The sequence below is a fragment of the Pedobacter metabolipauper genome (assembly GCF_004362715.1).
Taxonomy (GTDB): domain Bacteria; phylum Bacteroidota; class Bacteroidia; order Sphingobacteriales; family Sphingobacteriaceae; genus Pedobacter; species Pedobacter metabolipauper.
In genome coordinates this window covers 376,574-403,298 of the sequence record NZ_SNYC01000006.1, presented here as the reverse complement: position 1 = coordinate 403,298, position 26,725 = coordinate 376,574, and the positions used below count along the sequence as shown (strand labels likewise).

Genomic DNA, 26,725 nt, shown 5'->3' with positions numbered 1-26,725 from the left:
AATATAGGCACTATAATGAGATATTTAACTAATTTTAACAGAAAAAAGATATTTAATAAATTTATCAGGAATGCTTAGTCAGCTTACAACGAATAAAGAAGCTTTACGTTTATTTTTTACCGATGATATTTACCTGGTCAATGAGCCAGAGCCAGTGTTGAAAGCAGAAATGAACTTGCCGGTAACGGATGAAGTACCGGTTGAAGCTGTGCAAACTACGTCAGGATATATGCCAGCCGTAACTGTACTGCCTGTAGTTGAAGCCGCACCGTTTGTTATTGAAGCTGTACCACCTGTTGTTGAACCGATGAAAACAGTTCCTGTATTTAAATTTTTAGGCAACAATAAACGCAACATCCTCATCCTGGTAAATGATGCTGAAAATGAGGTTAGCGATGAGAAAGGCAGAGAACTGCTCCGTAAAATTGTAAAGTCAGTTAACCTGTCTGCCAACGATTTTGCCTTGCTGAATTATGCAGGTTATCATACGGCTGATTTCCAAATGTTGCAAAGCCACTTTTCGAGTGTTCTGATCTTTGCATTTGGGGTTGCTCCTGAGCAACTCGGTTTGCAAGGCCATCCTGAAAATACATTGGTTATGGAAGGTAATGTTAAACTGATCTTTGCACAGGAATTAAGAAAGCTGGATGCAGATCAAAATAGAAAGAAAACATTGTGGGGAAGTTTACAGAAACTGGGAATATGATACCTGAATTAGTATTTGCAACCAATAATAAATATAAAACAGAAGAAGTAGGAAAGCTGCTCGAAAACCAATACCGGGTACTTAATCTAACTGACATTGGCTGCCTGGTCGATATTCCTGAAACGGGAGATTCTTTTGAAGAAAATGCAGCATTAAAAAGCAGCTATGTTGCTGAGCATTATCAAATGGATTGCTTTGCCGATGACAGCGGATTGGAGATTGATGCACTAAATAACGAGCCCGGAATTTTTTCTGCCCGTTATTCAGGAGAAAGGGACGACCGTAAGAACCTGGAACTGGTATTAAGCAAACTAACAGGCGTAGAGAATAGAAAGGCACATTTTAAAACCGTCATTTCCCTGGTTAAAGGAGATGAAAACTTCTTTTTTGAAGGGGTAGTTTATGGAAATATCCGCGAAACACCCGTTGGCGACCAGGGTTTCGGTTATGATCCTATATTTGAGCCTGAGGGGTATGACCGCACTTTTGCGCAGATGAGCATGGCCGAAAAGAATGAGATCAGTCATAGGGCAATAGCCATGAAAAAACTTATTGCCTTCTTGAAAGACCAGGCTTAGCCGCTGTTTTTCTGTTGGATGGAGCAGCCGGAGCCTCTGTAGCTTTTTTGCCAGGTGTAAGCGCTGACTTAGTCGGACTAATGATTTTTTTTACTGCTGTTGCTGCTTTACCTTTCGGTTTAGCCTTACCATTGATCACCTCCTTTTTAGAAAGTGGCCGGAGTTCAGGTTTCCAGATAAAACCGGTAAGGATTACGTCGGCTTTTAACTCAGCAATTGGAACCTTAATACCTTCAGTATCCTTTATATTCAGAATGGTATGGATCTCTTTATTCTTAAAGAGAACCTTGATCCTGCTGCTTACCGTTTGGCTCATTTCTATATAAACACTGTCTTTTTCCCGGCGGTTGTTGTACACACTTTCCGCATTCCCATCAACAAACATGGTCATCAGCTCTCCTTTGTCGTTAAAGAATGCTGTAATCAGTTTACCTTTAACCTGGTTAAATTTAGCAGAGTCTGCATTCACATTAACAAGAAAACCATTTTTCAATACCTGCAGCGTATTTAATTTATTGTTTTTTAAGCGCAGGTGAATCGTATCTCCAGTCTGTTGAGATCCCTGCGACCAGATGATCGGACTTCCGTACCATCGCAGTGTTGAATCTGCACTGGTATAAAATAAAGAATCTGCTACAGCCTGCATATTGGATTTATAAACACGTACGTTATGAAAAGCCTTAATGGACCTGGCTTTTATCGTATCCAGTGGGTTTACCGGTAAGGAATCATTAAGCCCCGGCTTTTTCAACAGATCTTTAACTGCGCCAGGCTTACTAATGGCTGCAGCAGCATCCTTAGCCTTTGCACTTACAACGGCTTTAGCTTTTTGCGGGTCTATTGTTTTCTTAATCAGACTGTCGGTCTTCTTAGCCAGGCTATCCACTTTTTTTAAGGTACTGTCAGGAATCTTAACCTTTAAGGAGTCTTTGATCATCCCAAGGTTTGCTTTCTTGAGAACGCTGTCTGGAATCTTGACTTTTATAGAATCTTTGATTGTTGCAAGGTTTGCTTTCTTAAGCGTACTATCTGGAATCTTCAGCTTTATAGAATCTTTAATAGATACGATATCGGGTTTCTTTATTCCAATGCTGTCCGTAGAAACACTGTCTTTCAGCTTGGCAGCTTCTTTTTTCTCTTGCTTGCTTAGTTTTTTAGGAGCTGCGCTGGAAGCCACCGGTTCTGGTTTTCTTGCAGCAGCCCTGGGCTTTGCGCCTATCTTGGGTTCTTCAGGCCCTTCTTCTTCGCCCAGCTCATTATCCTTTTTCAAAATAGGGAATTCAATAAGCTTCAATGTTTTTTGCAATACCATTTGAGTAACCAGGGTGTCAGCACCAATCCATATGGTATCAGGCTGTAGTTTGTTGTTTATTTTAATAGAATCTTTGGTACCCTGACCTACATAGGCATTTTTAGTAACTACCGCACGCTCATCAATCTTGTAGTACATTCCCTTTTGACCATACAAGATTGTTTTATCAGAGGTGTCTTTAAAAACAATGTTCCGTATTGCTTTACCGTAACCGGCAATGCCATCGTAATACAAGCTATCTCCTTTTAAAGACTTGCTGCCATTGGTATATAAATTCTTCTTACCAAAATAGGCATATTCAGTCTTTGTATTGTAAGCACCGTCTTCTGTGTATAAATTGTCGCCTTTACCGGAAATGTTGGTAGGGCCATGAAAAAATGCCCAGTTGGTTAAGGTGTTGTAAACTAATGAATCAGATTTAATGGTGCTTTGAGGGGTTACCACCACTACATTATATCTAAAATACGCATCGCGGGTATTCGAAAAATAGTAACCATTTTTACTGGTTAGCGTTACATCCTTATTTACAATCTTTCCGCCCTGTACATAGGTACCCACCTTAATGCCCATATTGTAATCAAGAATGTTGGTGGTTAAGATAGATTCCTTATCAATCATCCGTACATTGTCGGTTAAGTGGGCTATTTTTGTATTTCCATTGTATGTTAACCGGGTAGAATAAATATTGATGGTATCACCCTGTACAATGTGCACATTGTCAAATGCCTCAAAAACATTCTGTTTTTCATAATATACAGCACTGTCGCACGAAAGAACAGCCCCGGCATGCTGAAACACTGGATTTCTTAAATAAGAGATGTCTTTAACCGTAGTTCCGCGTGTAGAACTTTGTAGAAAGATCTTGGTTCTCTGTTGCGCAAGCAAAGAGATTGGGAGTACGAATAGGATTAAGAAAAAGCGTATTTTCTGCACGTTACAAAGTTAGTTTTTTGGTTGCCATTTTCATGGGCTTATTCATTAATATTTGTATGCATATGCTCATTATGGTTTTAATTAAATATTTTTGAAAGATGTTACCTCTTCAAAGCTTTATCGACTTTATCAGTCAAAACAATCTCTTTACACCACAAGGCCGGGTTTTACTGGCTGTAAGCGGGGGTAAAGATTCTGTTCTGATGACCCATTTGTTTAAACTTGCAGGCTACGAGTTTGGTATAGCACACTGCAATTTTAATTTAAGGGCTGATGAATCTCAAAGGGATGAAAGCTTTGTAAAAATGCTCGCAGCAACTTTATCCGTACCGTTCTATGTAACGCATTTTAAAACCAAAGATTATGCCGCCGAACATAAGGTATCTACGCAGATGGCTGCAAGGATTTTAAGGTATGAGTGGTTTGAAGAGATCAGGCAGATCCATAACTACGATGCAATCGCATTGGCCCAGCATCAGGATGATGCCATAGAAACGGTTTTATTGAACCTTACCCGCGGTACAGGAATTGCCGGACTTCATGGAATTTTACCAAAAAGAGGCAAATTGATCCGTCCGCTCTTATTCATGTCCCGAAAGGATATTGATGGGCTTATTGATGAAAATGATCTCGATTTTGTAGAAGACAGTTCCAACCTGACGGCCAATTACGCACGCAATAAGATCAGGTTAAATGTGATCCCCCAGCTTAAAGAGATCAACCCCAACCTGGAACATACATTTGAACACAATATCCAGCGTTTTTCAGATACAGAATTGGTATTGCAAAACGTAGTTGCCGCATTAAAACAGGAATTGTTTATAGAGAAACAGCATGGCATTTATATCTCAATCGCTAAAATTAATGCCCTGGTGCCTCAAAAATTATTGTGTTTTGAACTGTTGAGGACCTTTGGGTTTACAGAGTCTATTGTTTCAGATCTGCTTCATGCATTAGGTAAGCAAAGCGGGACATGCTTTTACAGTACCACTCACCGTTTGATCATAGACCGGGAGTACTTAATTGTAAGCGTCTTTAATACCGAAGAAACTCCCATTGCATTTATTCATACTCACGATGCAGGAGTACGCACCCTGCAGCAGGAAATTCTGGTAACTTATTCCGGTACACCTTTCTTTGAAAAAACAATGGCTAAAGCATTTGTAGATGCAGACCTGCTGATTTATCCATTGATTGTGCGGACACGTCAGGATGGTGACCACTTTATGCCAATGGGGATGAGCACATTTAAGAAACTGAGCAATTTCTTTATTGACGAGAAGGTACCGCTTAATGAAAAAGAGGTAACTCCAATCCTTATAAATGGAAATGGAGAAGTAATCTGGATTGCCGGACTAAGGCAAGACAACCGCTATAAAGTTACCTCCACAACAAAAAAGCTGGCAATCTTTGAATTAAAAAAAGATATGGGTACGATGCAATCAAAAAACAAGTAACTTTATTGAAATTTATAGAAATGGGAAACCGCTACGCTTTTCTTGAAAAACAATATATCGGCCGCGATTATGTACGAATCTGTATAAGGTTGGTTATGGCAGCGTTTTGTTTTGCTGCTTATGTCTATGAGCGGGACCGGGACAATACACAAGATCTGTTTCTTGTTGTCGGTTTTGGTATTATTGGTGTTTCTATCGCGTTGCTGTTTTTAATTCAATACCAGACCATTATAGACCATAAACGAATCATTATAACTGGCCTTTGGTCTGCCAAAAAAGTGGAGATTGATTTGAATTCTATCGTTAGTGTTAGAAAGGATACGTATAGCAATTATCTTTTTAATAACCCGGTATATAATCTTCACCGCAAAGGGAGCATCCGTTTTTACTCTTCCGGTAAGGATGCAATTGTGCTTACCGACAGCGATGGGTTTCATTATTATATAGGTACACAAAGACCAAATGAGATGTATCTGGTGATCATGACCGAGATGAAATCATCGTAATAGAATCATTACTTCATTTGGTGCAAATAATTGCAATTGTTTAACATAAAGCTCAGTTTAAGTGCGGTACTTTGCATCATAAAATATAGTAATGAAAATAGGTATTGTTTGTTACCCTACTTTTGGAGGTAGTGGTGTTGTTGCAACCGAATTAGGTAAAGCATTGGCTGATGAAGGCCATCAGGTTCACTTCATCACCTACAGTCAGCCCGCCCGCTTAGATTTTTTCTCCGAGAATTTATTTTATCATGAAGTATCTGTAAGGGATTATCCATTGTTTGATTACGCCCCATATGAATCTGCACTGGCCAGTAAGCTGGTAGATGTAGTCCGTTTTGAACAGCTGGATATTTTACACGTTCATTATGCAATACCCCATGCCTCTGCCGCATTTATGGCCAAGCAGATCCTGGAAAGCTATGGTATTAACATTCCCTTTGTAACCACATTGCACGGTACAGACATTACCCTGGTTGGAAAAGACCCAACCTATAAGCCGGTAGTTACTTTTTCTATAAACAAATCTGATGGGGTTACTACGGTATCTCAAGACCTTAAAGAAGATACGCTAAAGCATTTTGACATTACCCGTGAAATTAAGGTTATCCCTAACTTTATCGACTTTTCGAGATTTAGCCTGAAACCTAAAGACCACTTTAAAAAAGCGATTGCCCCTAATAATGAACGGATCTTAATTCATACTTCTAACTTTAGAAAAGTTAAAAGAACGGATGATGTGATCCGGATGTTCCAAAAGATCCAGGAAAAGATCCCTTCTAAATTATTGATGGTTGGTGACGGACCTGAGCGTGCGTACAATGAACAGTTGTGCCGGGATATGGGTGTTTGTGATCATGTACGGTTTTTAGGGAAACAAGATGCAATTGAAGAGATCCTGTCTGTTTCAGACCTGTTCCTAATGCCATCAGAAACAGAGAGCTTTGGTTTGGCCGCATTGGAAGCAATGGCTTGTAAGGTTCCAATTATAACCTCTAATGCAGGTGGTTTGCCAGAGTTGAATGTTGATGGGTATTGCGGATATATGAGTAACGTTGGCGATATAGATGATATGGCTTCTAAAGCAATTTCTATACTGCAAAGCGATGAGGTACTAAACCGGTTCAAAGAAAATGCATTTATAAGAGCCAAGGATTTTGACCTTAAGAAAATATTGCCAGATTATATCAGCTACTATAATCAAGTTATTGAAAATCAGTTTAACCTGAAAGAGGCCTAATTATTCAGCAATAAAACTTATTTGTGCTGTTTGGGTATTCGTCCCAATCTGTAATTACGGATTGTAAGATTGTAGAGGCTATTTTACCGGGGTAAATACCAGGCAAACGGGTGAATTCAATTCGATTCTTTTTCCACTATCTTTTAAAACCCCTGTTTTAATGTCTCTTTTAAAGATAACCACGTTGTTGGTGTATTGATGTGCAACGAGCAAATATTTGCCGCTTGGATCAATTGCAAAGTTCCTGGGGCCTTTGCCAAGGCTATTAACCCTGGATACCAATGAAAGGGTGCCTGCCGGATGTACAGCAAATACGGAAATGGTATTGGCATCACCGCGGTTACTTTCGTACAGGAACTTACCATCTGCAGAAATGTGAATGTCTGCACCGTCTATGTTTCCTTTAAAACCTTCTTCAACAGTGCTTACTTGCTGAATCTTAGTTAAATTCCCATCCTTATAGGCGTATGCAATGATACTACCGGTAAACTCATGGGCCAAATAAACGAATTTGCCATTTGGACTAAAGGTCAGGTGTCTTGGGCCACTGCCCGCATCTGTCTTTATTACCGTTTTAATAGCGAGTATGTTATTCTTTTCAGCAGGATTATACGTGTAGATATAGATTTGATCTTCGCCAAGATCATTGCAGATCAGGTATTTCTTATCCGGGCTAAACTGTACCTGGTGTACGTGTGCCGAAGTCTGTCTTTTAGGATCAATACTTTTTCCGGTATGTTGTATCACCTGTTTGGCTTCAGATAATGATCCATCTGCTTTCCGGCCGAATATAGCAAGGCTGCCGCCACTGTAATTAGCTACAATAACGTTGGTTTGATCTGAAGTGATGTAGCAGGGATCTGTACCGTGGCTGTCTTGTTTATTGATAAAACCAAGTGCCCCAGTTTTGGCATCAAAACCAAATGAGCTGATCGTACTTTTGGCACCACTTTCATTCACGCTGTAAACAAACTTTTTATCTGCAGAAACGGTCAGAAAACTGGGGTTTTCAATTTGGCTGGTCTCACGCTTTAAAGTAGTGACTGCCGTTGAAGTATTGAAATTATAAGTATAGATACCCTCGCTTTTGCCATTGTGTGTATACGTTCCAATTAAAAGATTGAAATTGGTACCGGCTGCTTGTTTTTGCTTTGCTGTTTGTGCTGGTAGCTGAAAGGATAGGAGCAGGATAGGCAAAAGCAAGGGTGTTCTCATATACTATTTATTTAATAAGATGTTTGATCTGGATCAGTTCATGTTCTTCCAGGAAGCGCCATCTTCCACGTGGAAGGTCTTTCTTGGTTAGGTTACCATAAACAACACGGTCAAGTTTTACAACATCATAGCCGAGATGTTCGAATATACGGCGTACAATCCGGTTCTTTCCGCTGTGAATCTGGATGCCTACTTCTCTTTTGGTGCCACCGGCAACATAGGAGATGTTATCTGGTTTGATCAATCCGTCTTCCAGTTCCAATCCAAACTCGATTTTATTGAAGTCACCCTGACTTAAACTTCTGTTTAATTCAACATGATAAATTTTGGTGATTCCATTTTTTGGATGAGATAATTTATCAGCAAGATCGCCATCATTGGTCATTAATAAGAGACCGGTAGTGTTGCGGTCTAATCTTCCTACCGGATAGATCCGTTCCCTGCTTGCTTTTTCAACCAGCTGCATTACGGTACGGCGCTCCTGCGGATCATCAGTAGTAGTAATGTAGTCTTTAGGCTTGTTTAATAGAACGTAAACTCTTTTCTCACGTTTCAGCAATTCACCATTGTAACGGATTTCATCTTTTCCAGGATCAACTTTTTGTCCCAGTTCAGAAACTACTTCACCATTAACAGAAACCACACCAGCTGCAATTAGTTCATCAGCCTTACGTCTTGAACAAATACCAGAATTGGCAATGTATCTGTTTAAACGGATTAGTCCGTCATCTTTAACAGGTGCATTTTTCCTGCTGCGCATGGTCGGACCGTTTTCTACACGTTCACCGCGATCCTGAAAATCAGATTTTGAATCGCTGTCTCTTTTTCTAAATGGTCTGCTGTCAGTACTCCTGGATGAGGAGCTTTTTGTATCATCGAATTTCCTGAACGGTTTATCACCGCCAGTACTGAAATTATCTTTCTTTATATAACTGCGGGTTTTTTCTCCTGGAGGAGTTTCTCTTGAGCTGCCTTCTTTAAAAGCTCTGGGCTTAAAGTCTCTCTTTTCTCCGTCTCTGGGTTTAAAATCACCACCAGATCTTGGTTTGAAGCTTCTGGCATCGCCATCGCTGCTTCCCCTTGGTTTGAAATCTTTTCTGTCGCCTTCTCTCGGTTTAAAATCACCGCCAGATCTTGGTTTGAAGCTTCTGGCATCGCCATCGCTGCTTCCCCTTGGTTTAAAATCTTTTCTGTCGCCTTCTCTCGGTTTAAAATCACCGCCAGTTCTTGGCTTAAAGCTTCTGGCATCACCATCGCTGCTTCCCCTTGGTTTAAAATCTTTTCTGTCGCCTTCTCTGGGTTTAAAATCACCGCCAGATCTTGGTTTGAAGCTTCTGGCATCACCATCGCTGCTTCCCCTTGGCTTAAAGTCTTTCCTGTCGCCTTCTCTCGGTTTGAAATCTTTTCTGTCACCTTCTCTCGGCTTAAAATCCCGGGAGCCACCAAATTTATTATCCTTCCCTTCCTTATCGTCAAACTTGCTTTTTCCCTTGTATGAACTATCTGTTCCACTTGGTCTTCTGCCCGTTGTGCTTCGGTTTCCCGGTTTGGACTTGTCATCCCGACTGTTCCTATTGTTATTTTTTATCATGATACGCTCTTAACCGCATAATTAATGCGGGTGCAAATTTAGTTAAAAATGCTCTAATTCACAATTTTAACTTTCAAATGGTGATTCGGCCGACTATTAAATGACAGTTTTTTGAATAAGTTTAAACGATCTTTAATAGGCCTGTCGGTTGCTGCTTTTGATTCCATTATCATGTTTTCTTTACATCCGTCTGGAATCTTTAATGTAAGTACTAGCGGAAATAGGCTGCTGCTAAAATTAAAGATGTGTTAAATGATCCTGCTGGTATTTCTTTTTTTTACTATAATTTATATCATTTCTCTTAGAATTTTGGCAGTGCCACTACTAGATATTGGCAATACCATCATTACCTGAAAGGACTTTCAAGTCAGTTCTTTTATAACCAATTGTGCAAGCTAAAAACCGGGAATTTGAACAAAAGGGATCCGATATGCCAGATGCATTTTTAAGGGCCAGTTTGACTTTTAAAAATCTTTGTTTAAAACGTTTAAACGCAGATTTTGGCGGTTATTTTTGTAAATGGTTGATAATTAGATAAATATATTGTATGTTTGCAGCCGTTTAATATTGTTAACCAAAAAAAGGAGGAAAATGATAAAGAAACACATAATAACATGTACGATAATTATAACATTATTGGTTATGGCAAAAGTGTTTGCTTACAACATGCCCCAAGCAGCAAAAAGTCTTTCAAAAGTAGGAAAGACAACCACAATAAAAGATACAATAACAACACAAATTCCGGTGCCATTATCTCTTATGGCCCAGTTAAATTTCGCAGAAGAAACACTCCCGCTAGGCGATGCCAAAGTGGAGCGTAAAATGAAAAAAGTTCTTGCTGCGTATAATTTCAGTAAATTACAGACCAATCGCTTACATAGAAAAGCAGCAGAATGGTTTCCTGTAATAGAACCAATCCTTGCCGCTTATGGTATTCCCGAGGACTTTAAATATGTTCCTTTGGTTGAGTCAGGTTTACAAGGGGGCGTATCACCAAAAGGTGCTGCAGGTTTTTGGCAGTTTATGCCCGGAACAGCCCGTAATTACGGTTTAAAAGTTAATTCTAGAGTAGATGAACGTAAAAATCTTCGTAAATCTACCATAGCGGCCTGTAAGTATATCAAAGAACTGTATGGTATCTTTGATAGCTGGACCCTGGTGGCGGCAGCCTACAATGTAGGAGATGGCCACATGAGAAAACAAATAGACCGTCAAAATCAGGATAATTACTTCAAAATGAAACTTAACCGCGAAACTGCTGGTTACGTGTACAAATTGATTTCCATGAAAGAGATTGTGGAAGATCCTGTTCGTTATGGCTATAGAGCTCCGAGAGCGCTATTGGCATATAACGCAGAAAATGCCAATACGGAATAAGTAAATAAAAGACTGCAAATGGGGAAAGAGGATGTTCATTGATATGATCATCCTCTTTTTGGTTATATCATTTCAGGTTTATTAACCCTTGTTTTTTTATTCTGTATGAAATTTGTTAATTTACTGCCCTATGGGATTGATGAAACTGCAGATAAAAACCATGACTTATGGCCCCGGTGAAACACTCATTCTAAGCTTTGAAGTTTTAGAGGGAGACAAGCCAACCTATTTAGCCGGACAGTTTTTAACGTTTGTGTTTGATATCCAGGGACGTGAACTAAGAAGATCTTATTCCTTATGCAGCTCACCTGATGTAGATGAACCTCTTGCTATTTCTATAAAGCGCGTAGAGAATGGCGAAATATCCAGGTTGCTGCATCATAGAACGGTTGTAGGAGATGTGTTGTATGCGATGCAGCCCAACGGGATCTTTGTTTATCATCCGAATCCGGCTCTTAAAAGAACCGTATTTCTTTTTGCTGCAGGCGTAGGCATTACACCAGTTTACGCTATTATAAAGACAGCGCTTGTTAAAGAGACCCATTCGAAGATTGTATTGATCTACAGCAACCGCTCTGCAGATGAATCACTTTTTTATGAGGAACTCACAGCATTGCAATCCAAACATCCAGACCGGCTAAAAGTGATCTTCGCATTTAGTCAGTCAAAGAACCTGCTGATGGCCAGGTTAAATGTATCGCTGATTGAGCGTCTTGTAGCTGAACACATGGAGTTTGATAAGCAGCAGGCCCTGTTTTATACCTGCGGGCCTATTGATTATATGGTTACCTGCCGCATCACTTTACTGAAGCTGGGTTATGATATTACACAGATTAAAAGAGAAACATTTGTACTGCCCGAAGATGAAGCTGATGACGATGACATGTCAGAAAAACAGATCAGGGATGCCAACACTTATACCGTAAACCTAAACTATAAAGGCGTTGTTTATAGTTTGTCTGTTCCATATAACCGGACGATCCTGCAGGAAGCCCTTTCTCATCACATCGACTTACCGTATAGCTGCCGCGCCGGAATCTGCAGCACCTGTACAGCTACCTGTACAACCGGAAATGTGCGGATGGACTATAATGAAGTTTTAATGGATCATGAAATAGCTGCCGGACGGGTGCTGGTATGCACCGGCCACCCTACAGAGAACAATACCACGCTGGTTTGGTAAAAAACCTTTAGCTGACATAGTTTTTGCTTTTAATGAATTACCTTTGTGGTTTAAAAATTGCTATCTTAAACCGTTAGATATCAATATCGTTTTTATATAAAATATGAGCAAGAATACCATTGACCTGGGCGAGCAAAAAGATGTAGAAGTATATGGTGCCAGGGTACATAACCTTAAAAATATAGATGTTTCCTTTCCCCGAAATAAACTGGTTGTTATTACTGGTTTAAGTGGCAGTGGTAAATCATCATTGGCTTTTGATACGATTTATGCGGAAGGACAGCGACGCTATATGGAAACATTTAGTGCTTATTCCCGCCAGTTTATGGGTGGAATGGAAAGACCAGATGTGGATAAAGTATCTGGGCTAAGTCCTGTAATTGCAATTGAACAAAAGACAACCAGTAAAAATCCACGGTCAACTGTTGGCACAATCACAGAGATCTACGATTTTATGCGTCTGCTCTATGCCCGTACCGCCGATGCATTTTCTTACAACACCGGCGAGCGGATGGAACGCATGTCTGAAGACCAGATCCTGAATACCATTTTCAATAAATATGGAGAATTACCTGTTAATATTTTAGCACCCGTAGTAAAGGGACGTAAAGGACATTACAGGGAGTTGTTTGAGCAGATCCGTAAGCAAGGATATGTTAAAGTCCGTATTGATGGGGATATTCAGGATATTACGGCAAAAATGCAGGTTGACCGTTACAAGATCCATGATATTGAAATTGTGGTTGACCGTCTTATTGTTGACCGTAAAGACATAAAGCGCCTGCAGGATTCCTTGCAAACAGCGATGCGCTTGGGTAAAGGGATCATTAAGATTAGTGATAAAGACAACAATGTATCTCACTTTAGCAGGTTCCTGATGTGCCCAACAACAGGTATTTCTTATGATGAACCTCAGCCAAACAGCTTCTCTTTCAATTCTCCTTATGGTGCTTGTGAGAACTGCGATGGTCTTGGTTACATCTTTGTCATTGATAAAGAATCTGTAATGCCAAATCCGAAGTTGAGCATCTTAAACGGAGGTCTGGCACCTTTAGGCGAGTACCGCGATGTTTGGATGTTCCAGGTGCTGAAAGCAGTGGCCAAAAAATACAATTTCTCTCTTTCTACCCCATTGGAGAAACTTGGAGATGAAAATATTGATATTCTTCTAAATGGTGCACCTGAGCTTTTGAGTGTTGCCGTTGAATACAATAAATGGAATGTTCAAAATTACCAGATCACTTTTGACGGGATCATTAAGCTTTTAGAAGAACAGCAGGAACGCAAAGGAGAAGGTGCAGTTGACGATATGGAATCTTTCCGTAAGTTGAAAACCTGTCCTGTTTGTAATGGTGCCCGCTTAAAAAAAGAAAGTCTTCATTTTAAAATTGACGGTAAGAACATATTTGAACTTGCCGAAATGGACATAAACAGCTTAAAAAGCTGGTATGTTGATGTAGAGAGCCGCTTAAGCGAAAGACAGAATACCATTGCCAAAGAGATCTTAAAAGAGATACGTACACGGTTGGGTTTCTTAACCGATGTTGGATTAAATTATCTTTCGTTAGACCGTACCGCGCGAACTTTATCTGGCGGTGAGGCACAGCGCATCAGGCTGGCTACGCAAATAGGCTCTCAGCTGATGAACGTAATGTACATTCTGGATGAGCCAAGTATTGGTTTGCACCAGCGTGATAACGAACGTCTAATTGGGGCATTAAAGAATTTGAGAGATCTTGGCAATACCGTTCTTGTGGTAGAGCACGATAAGGATATGATCTTAGAAGCAGATCATGTGATAGATGTTGGCCCTGCTGCAGGTGTTCATGGCGGACAAATTGTTGCGCAGGGTACACCAGCAGAGATCCTGAAATCAGATACACTGACAGCAGCATACCTGAATGGCAGAAAGGGAATCGAAATTCCAAAAAAGCGCCGAAAAGGTAACGGCCATAAGCTTTCTATTATAAAGGCCAGCGGACATAATTTAAAAGATGTTTCTGTAGATTTTCCATTGGGTAAATTTATTGCAGTAACCGGGGTATCGGGAAGCGGTAAATCCAGCCTGATTACCGAAACGCTGTATCCGATATTAAACCATCATTTTTTCAGGGCGAAAAAACATCCTTTACCTTATGAAAAGATCAATGGTTTAAAAGAACTGGACAAAGTTATTGAGATTGATCAGGCACCTATCGGGCGTACGCCAAGATCCAACCCATCAACTTATACAGGTGTATTTTCAGACATCAGAAATTTATATGTTCAGTTGCCGGAAGCAAAGATCAGGGGATATAAACCCGGACGTTTTTCTTTCAATGTAAAAGGCGGACGTTGTGAAACCTGTCAGGGTGGAGGAATGAAGGTGATTGAAATGAACTTCCTGCCAGATGTACAGGTGCCTTGTGAAGAATGCGGCGGGAAAAGATACAACCGCGAAACCCTTGAGGTTCGCTACCGGAGTAAGTCGATCAGCGATGTACTGGATATGAGTATTGAAGAGGCTTGTATATTCTTTGAGAACATGCCCTCTATTTACCGTAAGATAAAGACGCTGAAAGATGTTGGATTGGGATACATCACACTCGGACAATCGTCTACTACTTTATCCGGAGGAGAGGCACAGCGTGTGAAACTGGCTACAGAACTTTCTAAAAAAGATACCGGCAGAACTTTCTATATTCTGGATGAGCCAACTACAGGCTTACACTTTGAAGATATTAGTGTCTTGCTTGGGGTTTTAAACGAACTTGTTGATAAAGGAAATACAATTCTGGTGATTGAGCATAACCTTGATGTGGTTAAGGTTGCAGATTGGGTAATTGACCTTGGTGAAGAAGGCGGCGCAGGCGGCGGAAGAATCTTGTTTGAAGGTACACCAGAAGGACTGATCCAAAATCCGATTAGCTTAACCGGTAAATTTTTAAAGAAGGAAATGGGATTATAATTAATTAACGGCTATGTATTTAAGTTCTTTTCTACCTGATCCGGATACCAAAAGTAAGCAGCAGAAGGTGGAAAAAGGAATGGATAAAGGCGGTGGTAAAAATACTTCTGCATATGCTTTAGTTGAAGGCTCCGATATTTTAAAATTACTAAAACCAAGAGCTGATTTTTCTCATAAAGGTACGTATGGTCATGCACTTATCGTTGCCGGAGCTGCGGAAACCATGGGGGCGGCTTTACTTTCTGCAAAGGGATGCCTGTATGGCGGGGCAGGATTAACTACGCTTTCCATTCCGGAAAGCGGTTTAACGGCTTTAAATACTTCATTGCCTGAAGTTATGTACCTGGACCGGGATGCTCTGGGCCTCATTAAAAAAGATGCAACAGATAAATACAACGCCATTGCCATCGGGCCGGGAATTGGTAAAGATAAGCAAGCAGAAAAAATTTTAGAACAACTGTTAAAAGCTAAAAGGGCACTGATCCTGGATGCCGATGCTTTAAATATCTTATCCAGCAGGACAGATCTGCTTTCAAATATTCTACCACACAGTATTTTAACCCCACATTTAAAAGAATTTGATCACTTGTTTGGTGAACATAAAAATTGGGAGAGCAGGTTAGAGACTGCGGTTACAAAGGCCAGGGAAATGCAGATCGTGATTGTACTAAAAAACCAGTATACGTTTATCATAGATGAACAAGGATCGGTATTCATCAATCCAACAGGTAATCCTGCAATGGCACAGGGTGGAATGGGAGATGTGCTAACAGGATTAATAACCGCATATATAGCTCAGGGCCATACCTCAAAAGACGCAGCAGTATTGGCTTGTTATTTTCATGGTAAAGCTGGAGACGAGCTTGCAGCACGCTACTTTAATGTAACAGCTTCTAAGATAGCCATGCAGATTCCTAAAACAGTAAGACGTATTTTAAACAGGTAATTGCGTTAAACGCCACCCATTAGTAAGATTTGATCGCCGGTAGGCGTAACATTACCACCACGTTTCTCCAGAGAAACTGCAAAAGCATTGGCAGAACTAATATCTTTCATGGCTATTAAAATCTGAGTGGTATCAGGTTTAACATCAAACACACCCAAATCAACGGGTTTACCATTAACAAGTGCCCAAAGCTGGTATTGATGTGTCGAATCATTTGCTGGCAAAGACATTTTAGAATTGTCCATCATCACCTGTTTACCTGTGGTGTGCCAATAAACAGTCATCTTTGACTGGGCATCAGATTTTGTACTTGCCAGGTTTACTGTTTTCCAATTTGGATCCTGCTTCATTTCAAGAAGCTGGTTCAGGTAAGAATTATCTTTAGTGATCTGACTTACTGTACTTGTAAATTTCTCCTTATCCAGGCTTAAGCTTGCAATCTGATCTTTGGCAAGGCCAAGTTCATTGTGTGCAGAATAAAGCGCAATACAAGCAGGGATTAGTAGCGCAATGCTTGCTGCAAGCATAATCCTAAGGTTCCTGATCTTTGATTGATCTTCGTTTGGGTTAAGCTTTACAATATGTGCTTCTTTTTTAGGAAGATGGCTTGTGGTGATGTTGGCTTCTCTGAGTTTAACCAGAATTTTATCTTCCAGGTTATTTGATGGAGAAACAGCATGGTGGGTTGCATATTTTTCTAAGAAGAACTCGATATCTGCAATTTCCTGTTTTATTTCAGGAAATTTTTCTGCCATCTCTTCGACCTTTACTTTTTCCTGATCACTTAACTGATCCAGAACGTATTGTTCAAGTATGCCCGATTCGATATAATTTCTTGGTTCTTCCACTTTAATTAAAATGCTTTCTTAACTCTATGATCGCCATTCGGATACGTGTTTTTACAGTACCCAATGGTAATTCTAACTCCTCTGCCGCTTCAACGTGGGTATATCCTTTAAAATATACCATATCTAATACAATTTTGAATTCTGGTTTAAGTGCTGTTACCATGTCCTTTAGACCGAGTGTATCAGCATTAAAAGTAATCTCCCTTTGTGCGTCAATGAAATCTACGTTATTTTCTATTCCTTGGTTTTTGTTTGCATTTCTAAAGTCTTTAGAACGTAATTTGTCTATAGAGATGTTACGTGCAATGTTCATCATCCAGGTAAACAAGCGTCCTTTTGAATTGTCGTAACTATCTGAAGAGTTCCAGATCCTTATAAAAGTTTCCTGCAGCAGATCTTCAGCAATTTCATCGTGCTGAATAATGCGTGATATGATTCCAAGTAAGGCAGCTGAATACATGTTGTATAGTGCCTCGATAGCAGTAGTATCCTTACTTTTAAGTTTACGTACTAGCTCTTCTTCTGGTAGTGATATTTTCTTTGTTGGTGCCAATGTATCGCTAATATACAGAAACTAGGACAAGATAAAAGTACATTTCAATTTTTTGTTGTTTAAGATGCTAAAAGTCGAATAGATGCTTTTCTGCGTGGTATGAAGAACGGACTAAAGGGCCGCTTTCCACATATTTTAATCCTTTGGCTAATCCAATCTCTTTGTATTTAGCGAATTGATCAGGGTGGATCCAGTCAACCACAGGATGGTGATTGCGTGTTGGTTGTAAATACTGACCCAATGTAAGAATATGTACCCCATTTTCAACAAGATCGTCCATTGCTTCCAAAACATCGTCTTCTGTTTCGCCAAGGCCTAACATGATACCTGTTTTAGTTCTTAGTCCAAACTCAGAGATGCGTTTAAGACACTCCAGGCTACGGTCATATTTTGCCTGTATACGTACTTGTTTCGTTAGGCGTCTAACGGTTTCAACATTATGGGACATCACTTCAGGTCTTTCTTCCAGAACACGGTACAGGTTATCCCAAATTCCTCTAAAGTCTGGGATTAATGTTTCCAGTGTAGTATCCGGACTTTCTCTGCGTATGGCTTGTAAGGTTTCGGCCCATATGATTGAACCACCATCTTTAAGATCATCCCGGTCTACCGATGTGATTACACAATGCTTAACCTGCATCAGTTTAACAGAATTGGCAACCCGGTTGGGTTCATCTGTATCTACGGCAAGCGGCCTGCCTGTGGCAACTGCACAGAAAGAGCAGGAACGGGTACATATATTTCCAAGGATCATGAAGGTAGCTGTACCAGCACCCCAGCATTCGCCCATATTGGGACAATTGCCGCTTTCACAAATGGTGTGGAGCTTATGTGTATCTACAAGGCTGCGCACTTGTGCATATTCTTTACCAACAGGAAGCTTAACTCTAAGCCAATCTGGTTTACGTTGTACTGGGTTTTCTGAAACAACCGGAAGTGCGATCATATGGCAAAGTTAAGCAATAGGTTTCAATTGTTATAAAAATCAAATGTTTGAATGATGTAATGTTATTAAACGGTGCCGGAGCTGGTTGTATTTGATGAAGAATTTTGGTAATCTTGCTCATAATAAATATAAATAAAATGGCTACATCTAAAATTACATACAACGGTGGTTTAAGGACTACTTCGATACATGAGCGTTCTGGAAATGAGATCATAACAGATGCTCCGGTAGATAATAAGGGTAAAGGAGAGGCTTTTTCGCCAACCGATCTTTTGGCTACTTCATTGGGGAATTGCATGCTGACCATTGTAGGCATTGCTGCAAATGAGCATGGTTTTAATATAAATGGTACTACTTGCGAGATTACAAAGATCATGGCAGAAAACCCAAGAAGAGTTTCAGAGATTGTGGTAAACTTTCAGTTCCCTGCCAATTCATATTCTGATAAAGACAAGAAAATCATTGAGCGGTCTGCAAATACCTGTCCGGTAGCTTACAGTCTGCATCCGGATATCAAGAAAACGGTTTCTTTTAATTATTGATAACCTCGGCCACTTCTTCTGCAGAGATATCACTGTGAGAAGCATCCAGCACACAATCGCCATCCTTGATCAATAAGATCTGAGGTGATTCGTGGTGTACCTGGAAGGTTTCGGCTATTTTGGCAGAGATGTCGCGGTAGCTGATGAGGTCTAAAAAATACAAGGACGTATTTTCAGGAATTGCTTCCCAATCAAGCTCAAAGCGTTTTTTAGCCATCATGCTTACAGAGCAACGGGTGCTGTGTTTAAAAATCAGGCTATAACCGGTTTGGTTTTGTATGTCGCTGATTTGATTTAAATCAGTTATGTTTTTCCACTGCATGACTATCTTTCTAAATTGTATTGAGCATGCGCTTTAACGCACTCAACGCTAACGTTTTCACGCTATAGCGCTTTAACCTCTTCTTTTTTTGCCTTCCGGATATGAACTATATGCAGGGCAAAGACGGCTAGAGCATGCTTCTAGAATAGTTATGGCAAAAAACACGCCAATCAGTAAGATTGCTACTTTTTTCATCTGTATGATATTATGAAATATTTCTGCACTAATCTACAACATTTGATTAACTATTCAAATAATATTAAATAGTTGCAGAAAGATGAGCCATTTTTAATGCTGTTATTGCCGCTTCGTCGCCTTTATTGCCATGTTTACCGCCAGCTCTGTCAATTGCCTGCTGTAAATCATTTGTAGTTAATACGCCAAATATTACCGGTTTGCTGTATTTAATGCTCACCTGGGTAACTCCGTTAGCTACGGCATCACAAATAAAATCAAAATGTTTAGTATCTCCCTGAATCACACATCCCAAACAAATTACAGCATCAAGATCTTTGTGTTTTTGTAACAGCAGATCAGCTGCGCTGGTTAGTTCAAAACTTCCGGGTACCGCAATAGATAAAATATTTTCTGCAGCAACACCATGTTTAGTTAAAGTTTCAAGCGCTCCGTTATATAGGCTTCCAGTAATTTCTGCATTCCATTCTGCTACGGCAATGGCTATTTTATAAGCAGCACCATCAGGTACTGAGGTATGAGAAAAATCAGATAGGTTTTTTAATTGTGTTGCCATGCTGCAAACTTAGATAAAATTTAACGAATGAAAATGATGTTTGTGTTAATAAAAAATCATTTATTGCGGTATTTTATTACCGCAATATGAAAAGAGTTTTTATCTTTGTCTTATTATGACGCAGGGCATAATTTAAAAATATTAAAGATAGGGGAGCAGGGGTGGCAAACACGTGTCGGATTAATTTCTGACCGTGTTTCTTTTTTTAGGGCCTTTATGCTGGCAGGGATACGCTGCAAGGTGGTGCCTGAAAGGGCCGCTACCGGAACCAATGAGGGGCAGGTCAGGAAATACTAAAGAAATCAATGTTATTTGTATCAAATATGGCCATTCTACGTGTTTTGTATTGCTAAAGCAATAGCAGAGCAATACAATACCCAAACAAAAGCAATACAAAATACGGAGTATAATTAGTGCCTGACCGAAGCCATATTAGACGCTTAGCGAACAGTTGCTCTTAAAAGGTGCTGTCAGGTTAGGGGTTATTCTCAAATTAAAACCCGGTTAACCTTTCAGGATCCATAAAGTTTTTATGGAAGAAAGAATGTCAATTGATATTCTTTTAAATGCAAGCCAGGCAGGATTAAATTGCTGCTTTATTATTTAAACGTTTTAAATATTTTTTTCCGGCTTCGATCCTTTCAGGAAATAGGATTACTCCTTTTAGTTGTGTCAATACCAAAGTTAACAATGCAGTTTCAGGTGCCTGTACCGTGCCTTCTGATTTTATGTTCTTATATATCTCGTAACGTATGTTGCATAAAAAAAGGGAGGTGCCTAGCTGGCATCTCCCTTTTAAAATATATTTTAATAATTACTTTACTTGCGCAGCTGCACGGGCAATGTACTCATCGATCATGGTTGCTTCCTGGCTTTCAGGATATTGTGTTTTGATCTTTGTGTATGCATCTTCAGCATCCTTAAAATCTTTCAGCGTTTCATTTACCAAGCCCAATTTTTTTAGGAACATTGGTGATGTAAATTTGTTGCTTGCTTTATCTGCTGCTTTTTTATAGTAAGTAGCTGCTTGTTTGTAGTCTTTTAATTCGCTGTACGCATCACCTAAAAGACCTAAAGCCAATGGATCTGCAACTACACTTCCTGTTTCAGAATATTTACCTAAAGACTCAATTGCTTTTTTGTATTCTCCTTTACGTAAATAGATACCACCTAAATAAAGATTAGCAAGGTTTGCTGATTTTGTATTTGCATACTCATCTGCAATTGCTTCAAATCCAGGAAAACCACCTTCTCCGTTTATTGCTTTATTTGCTAGTGAATCTACACCAAGAAATTGCTCTGCTTTGTACATTTTAGCTGCAGCTTCTTCTGCCCTGCCTTTTAAGTACACATTTTGGTACCAGAAGTAAATTCCAATAAGGGCTACAATAGCACCTGCAATGAACAAAAGGCTTTTCGAATTTTCTTGTAAAAAAGAACCCTTCTTTACCTGTACATTTATTTCTTTTTCTGTTGTGGACATTTTATTTAAAAAAATTAAGGATTGCAAAAATACATTTTTACATCAAAGTATCAACCCTTTTTTAGTATTTAAACAAACTTTAATGATCTGACCGTTAAATAGAAGCGTGCAGAGCTTCTATAATCAGGACCTGCCGTTAAATAAATAGGATAAAGCCATCTGATTTAACAAAGGTAAACGGTAACTTTGAAACAGATATATGTGGTTAAAAAACATTACACTTCTTAATTTTAAAAACTATACAGACGCAAATATTAGTTTCTCTAAAACAGTTAATGCTTTTGTAGGTAATAATGGGGCCGGGAAAACGAATTTGCTTGATGCAATTCATTACCTGTGCTTATGTAAAGGGTATTTTAATCCAATAGATAGCCAGCAAATTAAAACTTCTGAGGATCTTTTTCTAATACAGGGCGATTTTGACCGCAAGGAAAAGAACGAGAAGATTACCTGCGGTTTAAAAAGAAATCAGAAAAAGCAGTTTAAGCGGAATAAAAAAGAATACGATAAGCTGGCCAGCCACATTGGCTTGTTCCCACTGGTGATGATCTCTCCATATGATACCAACATTATTATGGATGGGAGCGAAGAGCGCAGGCGTTTTATGGATAATGTGATCTCACAAACAGATTCGCATTACCTGGACGAACTTATTTTGTACAATAAACACCTGCTAAACCGCAATGCCTTACTGAAACAAATAGCAGTTACAAGAAGCTATGATCCCATGCTGTTAGAAATTTATAATGAACAGCTGGTGCAATCCGGAATTAAGATCTTTGCAAAAAGACAGCAGTTTATGCTGGAGTTTATTCCGCTATTTGATAAGCATTACCAGTTTATTACAGATGATCATGAACAGGTAAGCCTGCAATACCTGAGCCAGCTTAAAGATACTGCGTTTGAACACCTGCTGGCGCAATCTATAGAAAAGGATAAGGTTTTAGAAAGAACAACTACAGGAATTCATAAGGATGATCTTGTGTTTACCATTACAGAGATGCCTTTAAAGAAGTTTGGATCGCAGGGACAGCAGAAATCTTTTTTAATTGCATTGAAACTGGCACAATATGCTTATCTTCAGAAATATAAGGGATTTAAACCGCTTTTATTACTGGATGACATTTTTGATAAGCTGGACGATAACCGCGTACGGAAGTTGATGGAGATGGTTTCTGATCAGGATTTTGGCCAGATCTTCATCACAGATACCGGAAAGGAGCGCGTTCTCGCTGTATTCAGTAAAATTAATGTGCCCGTAACTTTGTTTGAAGTAAATAATGGATCAGTAAATCATGCGTAAACCGAACGACATTACCTTAAAAGAAGGGATTGGTAAAATGCTTAAAGTATATAAGCTAAAAGGCAGGTTCGATGAAACTGCCGTTATTGCATTTTGGCCCGAACTGATGGGGAATGCTGTTGCCAACAGAACTACTCAAATCTATATTGCCCACAACAAATTGTTTATCCGGGTAGAATCATCCGTAATTAAAAATGAATTATTGATGGTCAGAACCGGCATCATCCAAAAAATTAATGAACGAGCCGGTACTGAAGTGATTACAGATATTATATTTCTATAAGATTAGCTTCTTCCACCAAAAACTTTACTAACCAGCCAAATTATTAGTGCTACAACTACCACTACTACTACAATTGCCGTCCAGAAGCCGGCTTTAAATATGCCTTCAACAAGTTCACAACTTGCCAGTGTAGTAGATAGGAACGCAATAATTGCCAGTGGGAAATATCTTTTGATCATCATAATGTTTGTTTTTATTCTTTAACAAAAAATTATAATAATGGTTTGCAGATTTTACTTCCCGTTTACTTTTAATAGTTCGATTTCAAATATTAAGGTACTGTAAGGAGGAATGTCCGCTCCTGCACCACGTTCTCCGTATGCCAGGTTATATGGAATAAAGAATTTGTATTTTGAACCGGTTGACATGAGCTGCATACCTTCTGTCCATCCGGTTATTACGCGGTTTAAAGGAAGTGATAGCGGCTCTCCACGGTCGTAAGAACTGTCAAATTGCTTTCCGTTTAGTAAGGTGCCTTTGTAATGTACCAATACGGTATCTGTAGCTACTGGTTTAATTCCGGTTCCTTCTGCCAATACCACATACTGGATGCCGCTTGCAGTAACCTTTACGCCAGCTTGTTTTTTGTTGTTTTCCAGGAACGTTTTACCTTCAGCAATATTGGGTGCAAATTTTTGCTTGGCTATACCACCAAATAAATTGTTAATTGCCTGTTGTCCGCGTTCTTCATTAAGCAAAGGGGTTTTACTCTCCAGCGCATCTTGTAAGCCACGCATCAGTAGTGGATAATTTAGTGTAGTTAATCCATCTGATTTCATTCGGCCGGCCATTGTTAATCCCAATGAATAACTTGCAGAATCCAGTGTGCTTTTAAACACAGGCAGTGGTTTTACAGGTGTTTTAGCCTTTGTAGTAACCGTCTTTTTTGTTGTTGTTGCCGTTTTTTTAGTTTGTGCTACGGCAACAACAGCACATAGAGGCAATAAAAATGTAATGATGATCTTCTTCATTTGTATAAATTTGTTTGGAAAGGTACAAACTAAATAAAAAAATAAGCACCTTTTGGGGTGCTTATTTTATGTTAACAGCTGACCATTGTCAGTAGGTGTTGTTTACTAAAAGCGTTCAGCAGCAGTAAAGAAGAAATCGCCTTCGATAGCTGCATTTTCATCAGAATCAGATCCGTGAACTGCATTTGCATCAATTGATTTCGCATATTTTTGACGGATAGTACCTTCAGCAGCATCTGCAGGGTTGGTTGCTCCGATTAGGGTTCTGAAATCTTCCACTGCATTATCTTTTTCAAGGATAGCGGCAACGATTGGTCCTGAAGACATGAAGCTTACCAGGTCTGCATAAAAAGGACGTGCTTTGTGGATCTCATAAAACTTACCTGCAGTTTCGTCAGTTAGTTTTGTATATTTTAATGCAATGATTTTAAATCCAGCTGCAGTAATATCATTTATGATTGCGCCAATATGCCCGTTTGCAACTGCATCTGGCTTAATCATGGTAAAAGTTCTGTTTGTACTCATCTTATTTTATTTCGATTTTTTTGCAAAATTACGTTTTATACTGTTAATATTAAAGCTTGAAATATATTAGGCCTCAATTTATCATTAAATTATTAGCTTTGCACCGAAAATTATGTTGTCAATTTCAGAATTAAAGTCGTTGCTGGCTACGCCGCAGAAAATTGTTATCACTACGCACCATAAACCGGACGGTGATGCGATGGGCTCATCTTTAGGTTTGTATGCATACCTGATCCAATTGGGGCATCATGTTAAAGTGATCACGCCAACGGATTACCCTTACTTTTTGCATTGGCTTCCTAATAATTCTGATGTGATCATTTATACTGATCAACCTGATCAGTCTGCCGCATTAGTTGCTGATGCAGCAATCATCTTTTGTTTGGACTTTAATACGCTGAGCAGGATCAATGAACTTGGTGAATTGGTTCGGGCTTCTGATGCGTATAAGATCATGATCGACCATCACCTTGAACCTGAAGATTTTGACGACTACCGTCACTGGAATATCAATGCTTGCGCCGCCGCTCAGTTGGTTTATGATTTTATTGTAAATGAGCTGAAAGATGGTGCGATGATGAATAAAGACATTGCGACTTGTTTGTACACCGGTATCATGACCGATTCTGGTTCTTTCCGCTTTCCTTCTGCAACGTCTGCAGTGTACCGGATTGGTGCTGAACTGATTGATCTTGGTGCAGAACATTGGAAGATACACCAGTTGGTATATGATAATGCCACTGAAAACCGTTTGAGGTTTTTAGGACATTGCCTGAGTAACAAATTAGAGATACTGAGAGAGTTTAATACGGCAATTATATCCGTAACTAAAGAAGAATTGAGAGAATATAACGTGGCTACGGGTGATACAGAGGGAATTGTGAATTATGCACTTTCTGTAAACGGAATAAGACTGGCTGCATTTATTATTGAAAGAACTGATAAAGTTAAATTATCTTTGCGCTCTACCGGGGATTTTCCTGCAAACGAAATTTGTAAGAAATACTTTAACGGCGGTGGGCACAGGAATGCTGCTGGTGGTGCTTCTGACAAAAACTTAGAAGATACCCGTAATGAATTTAAATCAATATTAACCGAATATAAAACACAGCTGCTGCAGTAAACAGCCTCTTAAGTACAATTAAAAAAATATATAAAACGACAAAAAAATAAAATAACCACATGAAAAAAGGTATAATAATTCTTTTCGCGGCAACACTTGGATTAGCTGCTTGTAACAACTACAAAAAAGGACCAGGAGGTTTGATGTATCAGATCCACAAAGATGGTGGAAACGAAAAAATTAAAGAGGGTGATATCGTTAAATTAAACTTTACCCAAAAAAATGAAAGAGATTCGATCATGTTCAGTACTTATGACATTGATCAGGCACAGATCTTTCCAGTTGGTAAAAAAGTTTACGCAGGTGATATGAATGATGTTCTTTACCTTTTTGGTGAAGGTGATAGTGCAACTTTTAAATTGAACCTGGATACAATGGCTAAATATTCTGGTCAGCCTAAACCTCCTACCGCAGGAAAAGATACCTACCTGGTATTTACAGTTAAAGTAGAAAAAGTATTGAAAAAAGCGGCTAATGAAGCTGACTCAACATTCCAGAAAAAAGCTCAGGAGTTTTTCCAAAAAGACTATACTGATAACATCGCTAAAATTAAAGGCGCTGAAGCTGGAAAGATCAAAACTTTTGTTGATGATAATAAATTGAAAACCCAAACTACAGCTTCTGGCTTACAATATGTGATCATTACTCCGGGAAGTGCTCAAAAAGCAGTTTTAGGTGATACCTTAATGTTGAAATATACTGGTAAACTTCTGACTAAAGCCAGCGACGGTTCTGAGCGTATATTTGATACTACTGATGAGAAAATAGCTAAAGCTGCTAAAATTCACAATCCAATGGCTCAGTATGTTCCACGTGCATTTACGCTTGGTGCTGCAATTCCTGGATTTGATGAAGGTATCCAGTTAATTGGTAAAGGTGGTAAAATTCACCTGATCATCCCTTCTTTATTGGCTTACGGTGAAAGTGGAAACCCTCAGGGTAAAATTGCCCCTTTCTCTCCATTGTCATTCGAAGTTGAGATTGTTGATATTAAAAAACCTACAGGCGTTCCTGCTGCACCAGTTGCACCACCGGTTCCTACTGCCCCTGTTAAATAGTAATTCTTCTTTCTGACCTTGGTCAGAGA

The 26,725-nt window shown here is 39.4% G+C and carries 26 protein-coding genes; 14 read left to right on the top strand and 12 right to left on the bottom strand.

The genetic code is table 11. The features are described from left to right. The first annotated feature begins 70 nt into the window (after positions 1 to 70). Both ATK78_RS18560 and rdgB read left to right on the top strand, forming a co-directional pair. The gene (locus ATK78_RS18560; protein ID WP_133577616.1) at positions 71 to 706 is read left to right on the top strand and encodes a hypothetical protein; all 636 of its coding nucleotides are present in this window, start codon (positions 71 to 73) and stop codon (positions 704 to 706) included. Continuing rightward, positions 706 to 1,284: an RdgB/HAM1 family non-canonical purine NTP pyrophosphatase gene (rdgB, locus tag ATK78_RS18555; RefSeq protein WP_133577667.1), complete on the top strand. Its 579-nt coding sequence runs from the start codon at positions 706 to 708 to the stop codon at positions 1,282 to 1,284. The genes ATK78_RS18560 and rdgB overlap by 1 nt, the downstream gene beginning before the upstream one ends. On the opposite strand, the gene ATK78_RS18550 is transcribed toward rdgB, so the two are convergent. Then, positions 1,256 to 3,529, bottom strand: coding sequence for an OstA-like protein (locus ATK78_RS18550; RefSeq protein ID WP_133577615.1), 2,274 nt, complete (start codon positions 3,527 to 3,529; stop codon positions 1,256 to 1,258). The two genes, rdgB and ATK78_RS18550, sit on opposite strands and share 29 nt — an antisense overlap. 98 nt (positions 3,530 to 3,627) lie before the next feature. Here ATK78_RS18550 and tilS point away from each other — a divergent pair, with 98 nt between their 5' ends. From tilS to bshA, 3 genes are all read left to right on the top strand, one after another. Next, entirely contained in the window at positions 3,628 to 4,986 is a 1,359-nt protein-coding gene (tilS, locus tag ATK78_RS18545) for a tRNA lysidine(34) synthetase TilS (protein ID WP_133577614.1), read from the top strand. Between the two features lie 20 nt (positions 4,987 to 5,006). Next, positions 5,007 to 5,492: a hypothetical protein gene (locus ATK78_RS18540; RefSeq protein WP_133577666.1), complete on the top strand. Its 486-nt coding sequence runs from the start codon at positions 5,007 to 5,009 to the stop codon at positions 5,490 to 5,492. Positions 5,493 to 5,583: 91 nt separating this feature from the next. Further along, positions 5,584 to 6,729, top strand: coding sequence for an N-acetyl-alpha-D-glucosaminyl L-malate synthase BshA (bshA, locus tag ATK78_RS18535; RefSeq protein ID WP_133577613.1), 1,146 nt, complete (start codon positions 5,584 to 5,586; stop codon positions 6,727 to 6,729). 78 nt (positions 6,730 to 6,807) lie between these two features. On the opposite strand, the gene ATK78_RS18530 is transcribed toward bshA, so the two are convergent. Then, on the bottom strand, positions 6,808 to 7,944 hold the full coding sequence (locus ATK78_RS18530; protein ID WP_133577612.1) for a lactonase family protein: 1,137 nt from the start codon (positions 7,942 to 7,944) through the stop codon (positions 6,808 to 6,810). Positions 7,945 to 7,951: 7 nt separating this feature from the next. Then, positions 7,952 to 9,535 carry a pseudouridine synthase gene (locus ATK78_RS18525; RefSeq protein ID WP_133577611.1) on the bottom strand — a complete coding sequence of 528 codons (1,584 nt, stop codon included), beginning with the start codon at positions 9,533 to 9,535 and terminating at the stop codon, positions 7,952 to 7,954. 642 nt (positions 9,536 to 10,177) lie between these two features. Between ATK78_RS18525 and ATK78_RS18520 the strand changes: the two genes are divergently transcribed. From ATK78_RS18520 to ATK78_RS18505, 4 genes are all read left to right on the top strand, one after another. Then, positions 10,178 to 10,912 (top strand): lytic transglycosylase domain-containing protein, encoded by a 735-nt coding sequence (locus ATK78_RS18520; protein ID WP_394346949.1) that lies wholly within the window; start codon positions 10,178 to 10,180, stop codon positions 10,910 to 10,912. Positions 10,913 to 11,051: 139 nt separating this feature from the next. Further along, a complete protein-coding gene (locus ATK78_RS18515) occupies positions 11,052 to 12,095 on the top strand; it encodes a 2Fe-2S iron-sulfur cluster-binding protein (RefSeq protein ID WP_317126219.1) in 1,044 nt (347 codons plus the stop codon). Positions 12,096 to 12,198: 103 nt separating this feature from the next. Next, positions 12,199 to 15,042 (top strand): excinuclease ABC subunit UvrA, encoded by a 2,844-nt coding sequence (gene uvrA / locus ATK78_RS18510; RefSeq protein ID WP_133577608.1) that lies wholly within the window; start codon positions 12,199 to 12,201, stop codon positions 15,040 to 15,042. A gap of 13 nt (positions 15,043 to 15,055) precedes the next feature. Beyond that, a complete protein-coding gene (locus tag ATK78_RS18505) occupies positions 15,056 to 15,988 on the top strand; it encodes an NAD(P)H-hydrate dehydratase (protein WP_133577607.1) in 933 nt (310 codons plus the stop codon). A 5-nt stretch (positions 15,989 to 15,993) separates the two neighbouring features. Here the strand turns inward: ATK78_RS18505 and ATK78_RS18500 are convergent, their stop codons facing one another. The 3 genes from ATK78_RS18500 to lipA form a co-directional block, all read right to left on the bottom strand. Further along, a complete protein-coding gene (locus tag ATK78_RS18500) occupies positions 15,994 to 16,836 on the bottom strand; it encodes an anti-sigma factor (RefSeq protein WP_133577606.1) in 843 nt (280 codons plus the stop codon). A 1-nt stretch (position 16,837) separates the two neighbouring features. Further along, entirely contained in the window at positions 16,838 to 17,389 is a 552-nt protein-coding gene (locus ATK78_RS18495) for an RNA polymerase sigma factor (protein WP_133577605.1), read from the bottom strand. A 67-nt stretch (positions 17,390 to 17,456) separates the two neighbouring features. Further along, a complete protein-coding gene (lipA, locus tag ATK78_RS18490) occupies positions 17,457 to 18,335 on the bottom strand; it encodes a lipoyl synthase (RefSeq protein ID WP_133577604.1) in 879 nt (292 codons plus the stop codon). Positions 18,336 to 18,472: 137 nt separating this feature from the next. Here lipA and ATK78_RS18485 point away from each other — a divergent pair, with 137 nt between their 5' ends. Beyond that, on the top strand, positions 18,473 to 18,877 hold the full coding sequence (locus ATK78_RS18485) for an OsmC family protein (protein ID WP_133577603.1): 405 nt from the start codon (positions 18,473 to 18,475) through the stop codon (positions 18,875 to 18,877). Here ATK78_RS18485 and ytxJ read toward each other — a convergent pair. From ytxJ to ATK78_RS18470, 3 genes are all read right to left on the bottom strand, one after another. Next, positions 18,867 to 19,199, bottom strand: coding sequence for a bacillithiol system redox-active protein YtxJ (gene ytxJ / locus ATK78_RS18480; RefSeq protein ID WP_133577602.1), 333 nt, complete (start codon positions 19,197 to 19,199; stop codon positions 18,867 to 18,869). The two genes, ATK78_RS18485 and ytxJ, sit on opposite strands and share 11 nt — an antisense overlap. A 259-nt stretch (positions 19,200 to 19,458) precedes the next feature. After that, positions 19,459 to 19,950 carry a 6,7-dimethyl-8-ribityllumazine synthase gene (gene ribH, locus ATK78_RS18475; protein WP_133577601.1) on the bottom strand — a complete coding sequence of 164 codons (492 nt, stop codon included), beginning with the start codon at positions 19,948 to 19,950 and terminating at the stop codon, positions 19,459 to 19,461. 814 nt (positions 19,951 to 20,764) lie between these two features. Next, the gene (locus ATK78_RS18470) at positions 20,765 to 21,433 is read right to left on the bottom strand and encodes a tetratricopeptide repeat protein (protein WP_133577600.1); all 669 of its coding nucleotides are present in this window, start codon (positions 21,431 to 21,433) and stop codon (positions 20,765 to 20,767) included. 199 nt (positions 21,434 to 21,632) lie between these two features. On the opposite strand from ATK78_RS18470, the gene recF reads away from it, so the two are divergent. Then, on the top strand, positions 21,633 to 22,736 hold the full coding sequence (gene recF, locus ATK78_RS18465; RefSeq protein WP_133577599.1) for a DNA replication/repair protein RecF: 1,104 nt from the start codon (positions 21,633 to 21,635) through the stop codon (positions 22,734 to 22,736). Continuing rightward, on the top strand, positions 22,729 to 23,019 hold the full coding sequence (locus tag ATK78_RS18460; RefSeq protein WP_133577598.1) for a DUF721 domain-containing protein: 291 nt from the start codon (positions 22,729 to 22,731) through the stop codon (positions 23,017 to 23,019). Before recF ends, ATK78_RS18460 begins: the two co-directional genes overlap by 8 nt. Positions 23,020 to 23,021: 2 nt before the next feature. On the opposite strand, the gene ATK78_RS18455 is transcribed toward ATK78_RS18460, so the two are convergent. From ATK78_RS18455 to ATK78_RS18445, 3 genes are all read right to left on the bottom strand, one after another. After that, on the bottom strand, positions 23,022 to 23,201 hold the full coding sequence (locus ATK78_RS18455) for a hypothetical protein (RefSeq protein ID WP_133577597.1): 180 nt from the start codon (positions 23,199 to 23,201) through the stop codon (positions 23,022 to 23,024). Between the two features lie 51 nt (positions 23,202 to 23,252). Continuing rightward, positions 23,253 to 23,990 (bottom strand): FKBP-type peptidyl-prolyl cis-trans isomerase, encoded by a 738-nt coding sequence (locus ATK78_RS18450; protein ID WP_133577596.1) that lies wholly within the window; start codon positions 23,988 to 23,990, stop codon positions 23,253 to 23,255. 105 nt (positions 23,991 to 24,095) lie between these two features. Next, positions 24,096 to 24,515, bottom strand: a complete 420-nt coding sequence (locus tag ATK78_RS18445; protein ID WP_133577595.1) for a nucleoside-diphosphate kinase — start codon at positions 24,513 to 24,515, stop codon at positions 24,096 to 24,098. A gap of 112 nt (positions 24,516 to 24,627) precedes the next feature. Here ATK78_RS18445 and ATK78_RS18440 point away from each other — a divergent pair, with 112 nt between their 5' ends. Both ATK78_RS18440 and ATK78_RS18435 read left to right on the top strand, forming a co-directional pair. Next, the gene (locus ATK78_RS18440; RefSeq protein WP_133577594.1) at positions 24,628 to 25,638 is read left to right on the top strand and encodes a DHH family phosphoesterase; all 1,011 of its coding nucleotides are present in this window, start codon (positions 24,628 to 24,630) and stop codon (positions 25,636 to 25,638) included. A gap of 59 nt (positions 25,639 to 25,697) precedes the next feature. Continuing rightward, positions 25,698 to 26,696 carry an FKBP-type peptidyl-prolyl cis-trans isomerase gene (locus tag ATK78_RS18435; protein ID WP_133577593.1) on the top strand — a complete coding sequence of 333 codons (999 nt, stop codon included), beginning with the start codon at positions 25,698 to 25,700 and terminating at the stop codon, positions 26,694 to 26,696. Positions 26,697 to 26,725 lie beyond the last annotated feature (29 nt).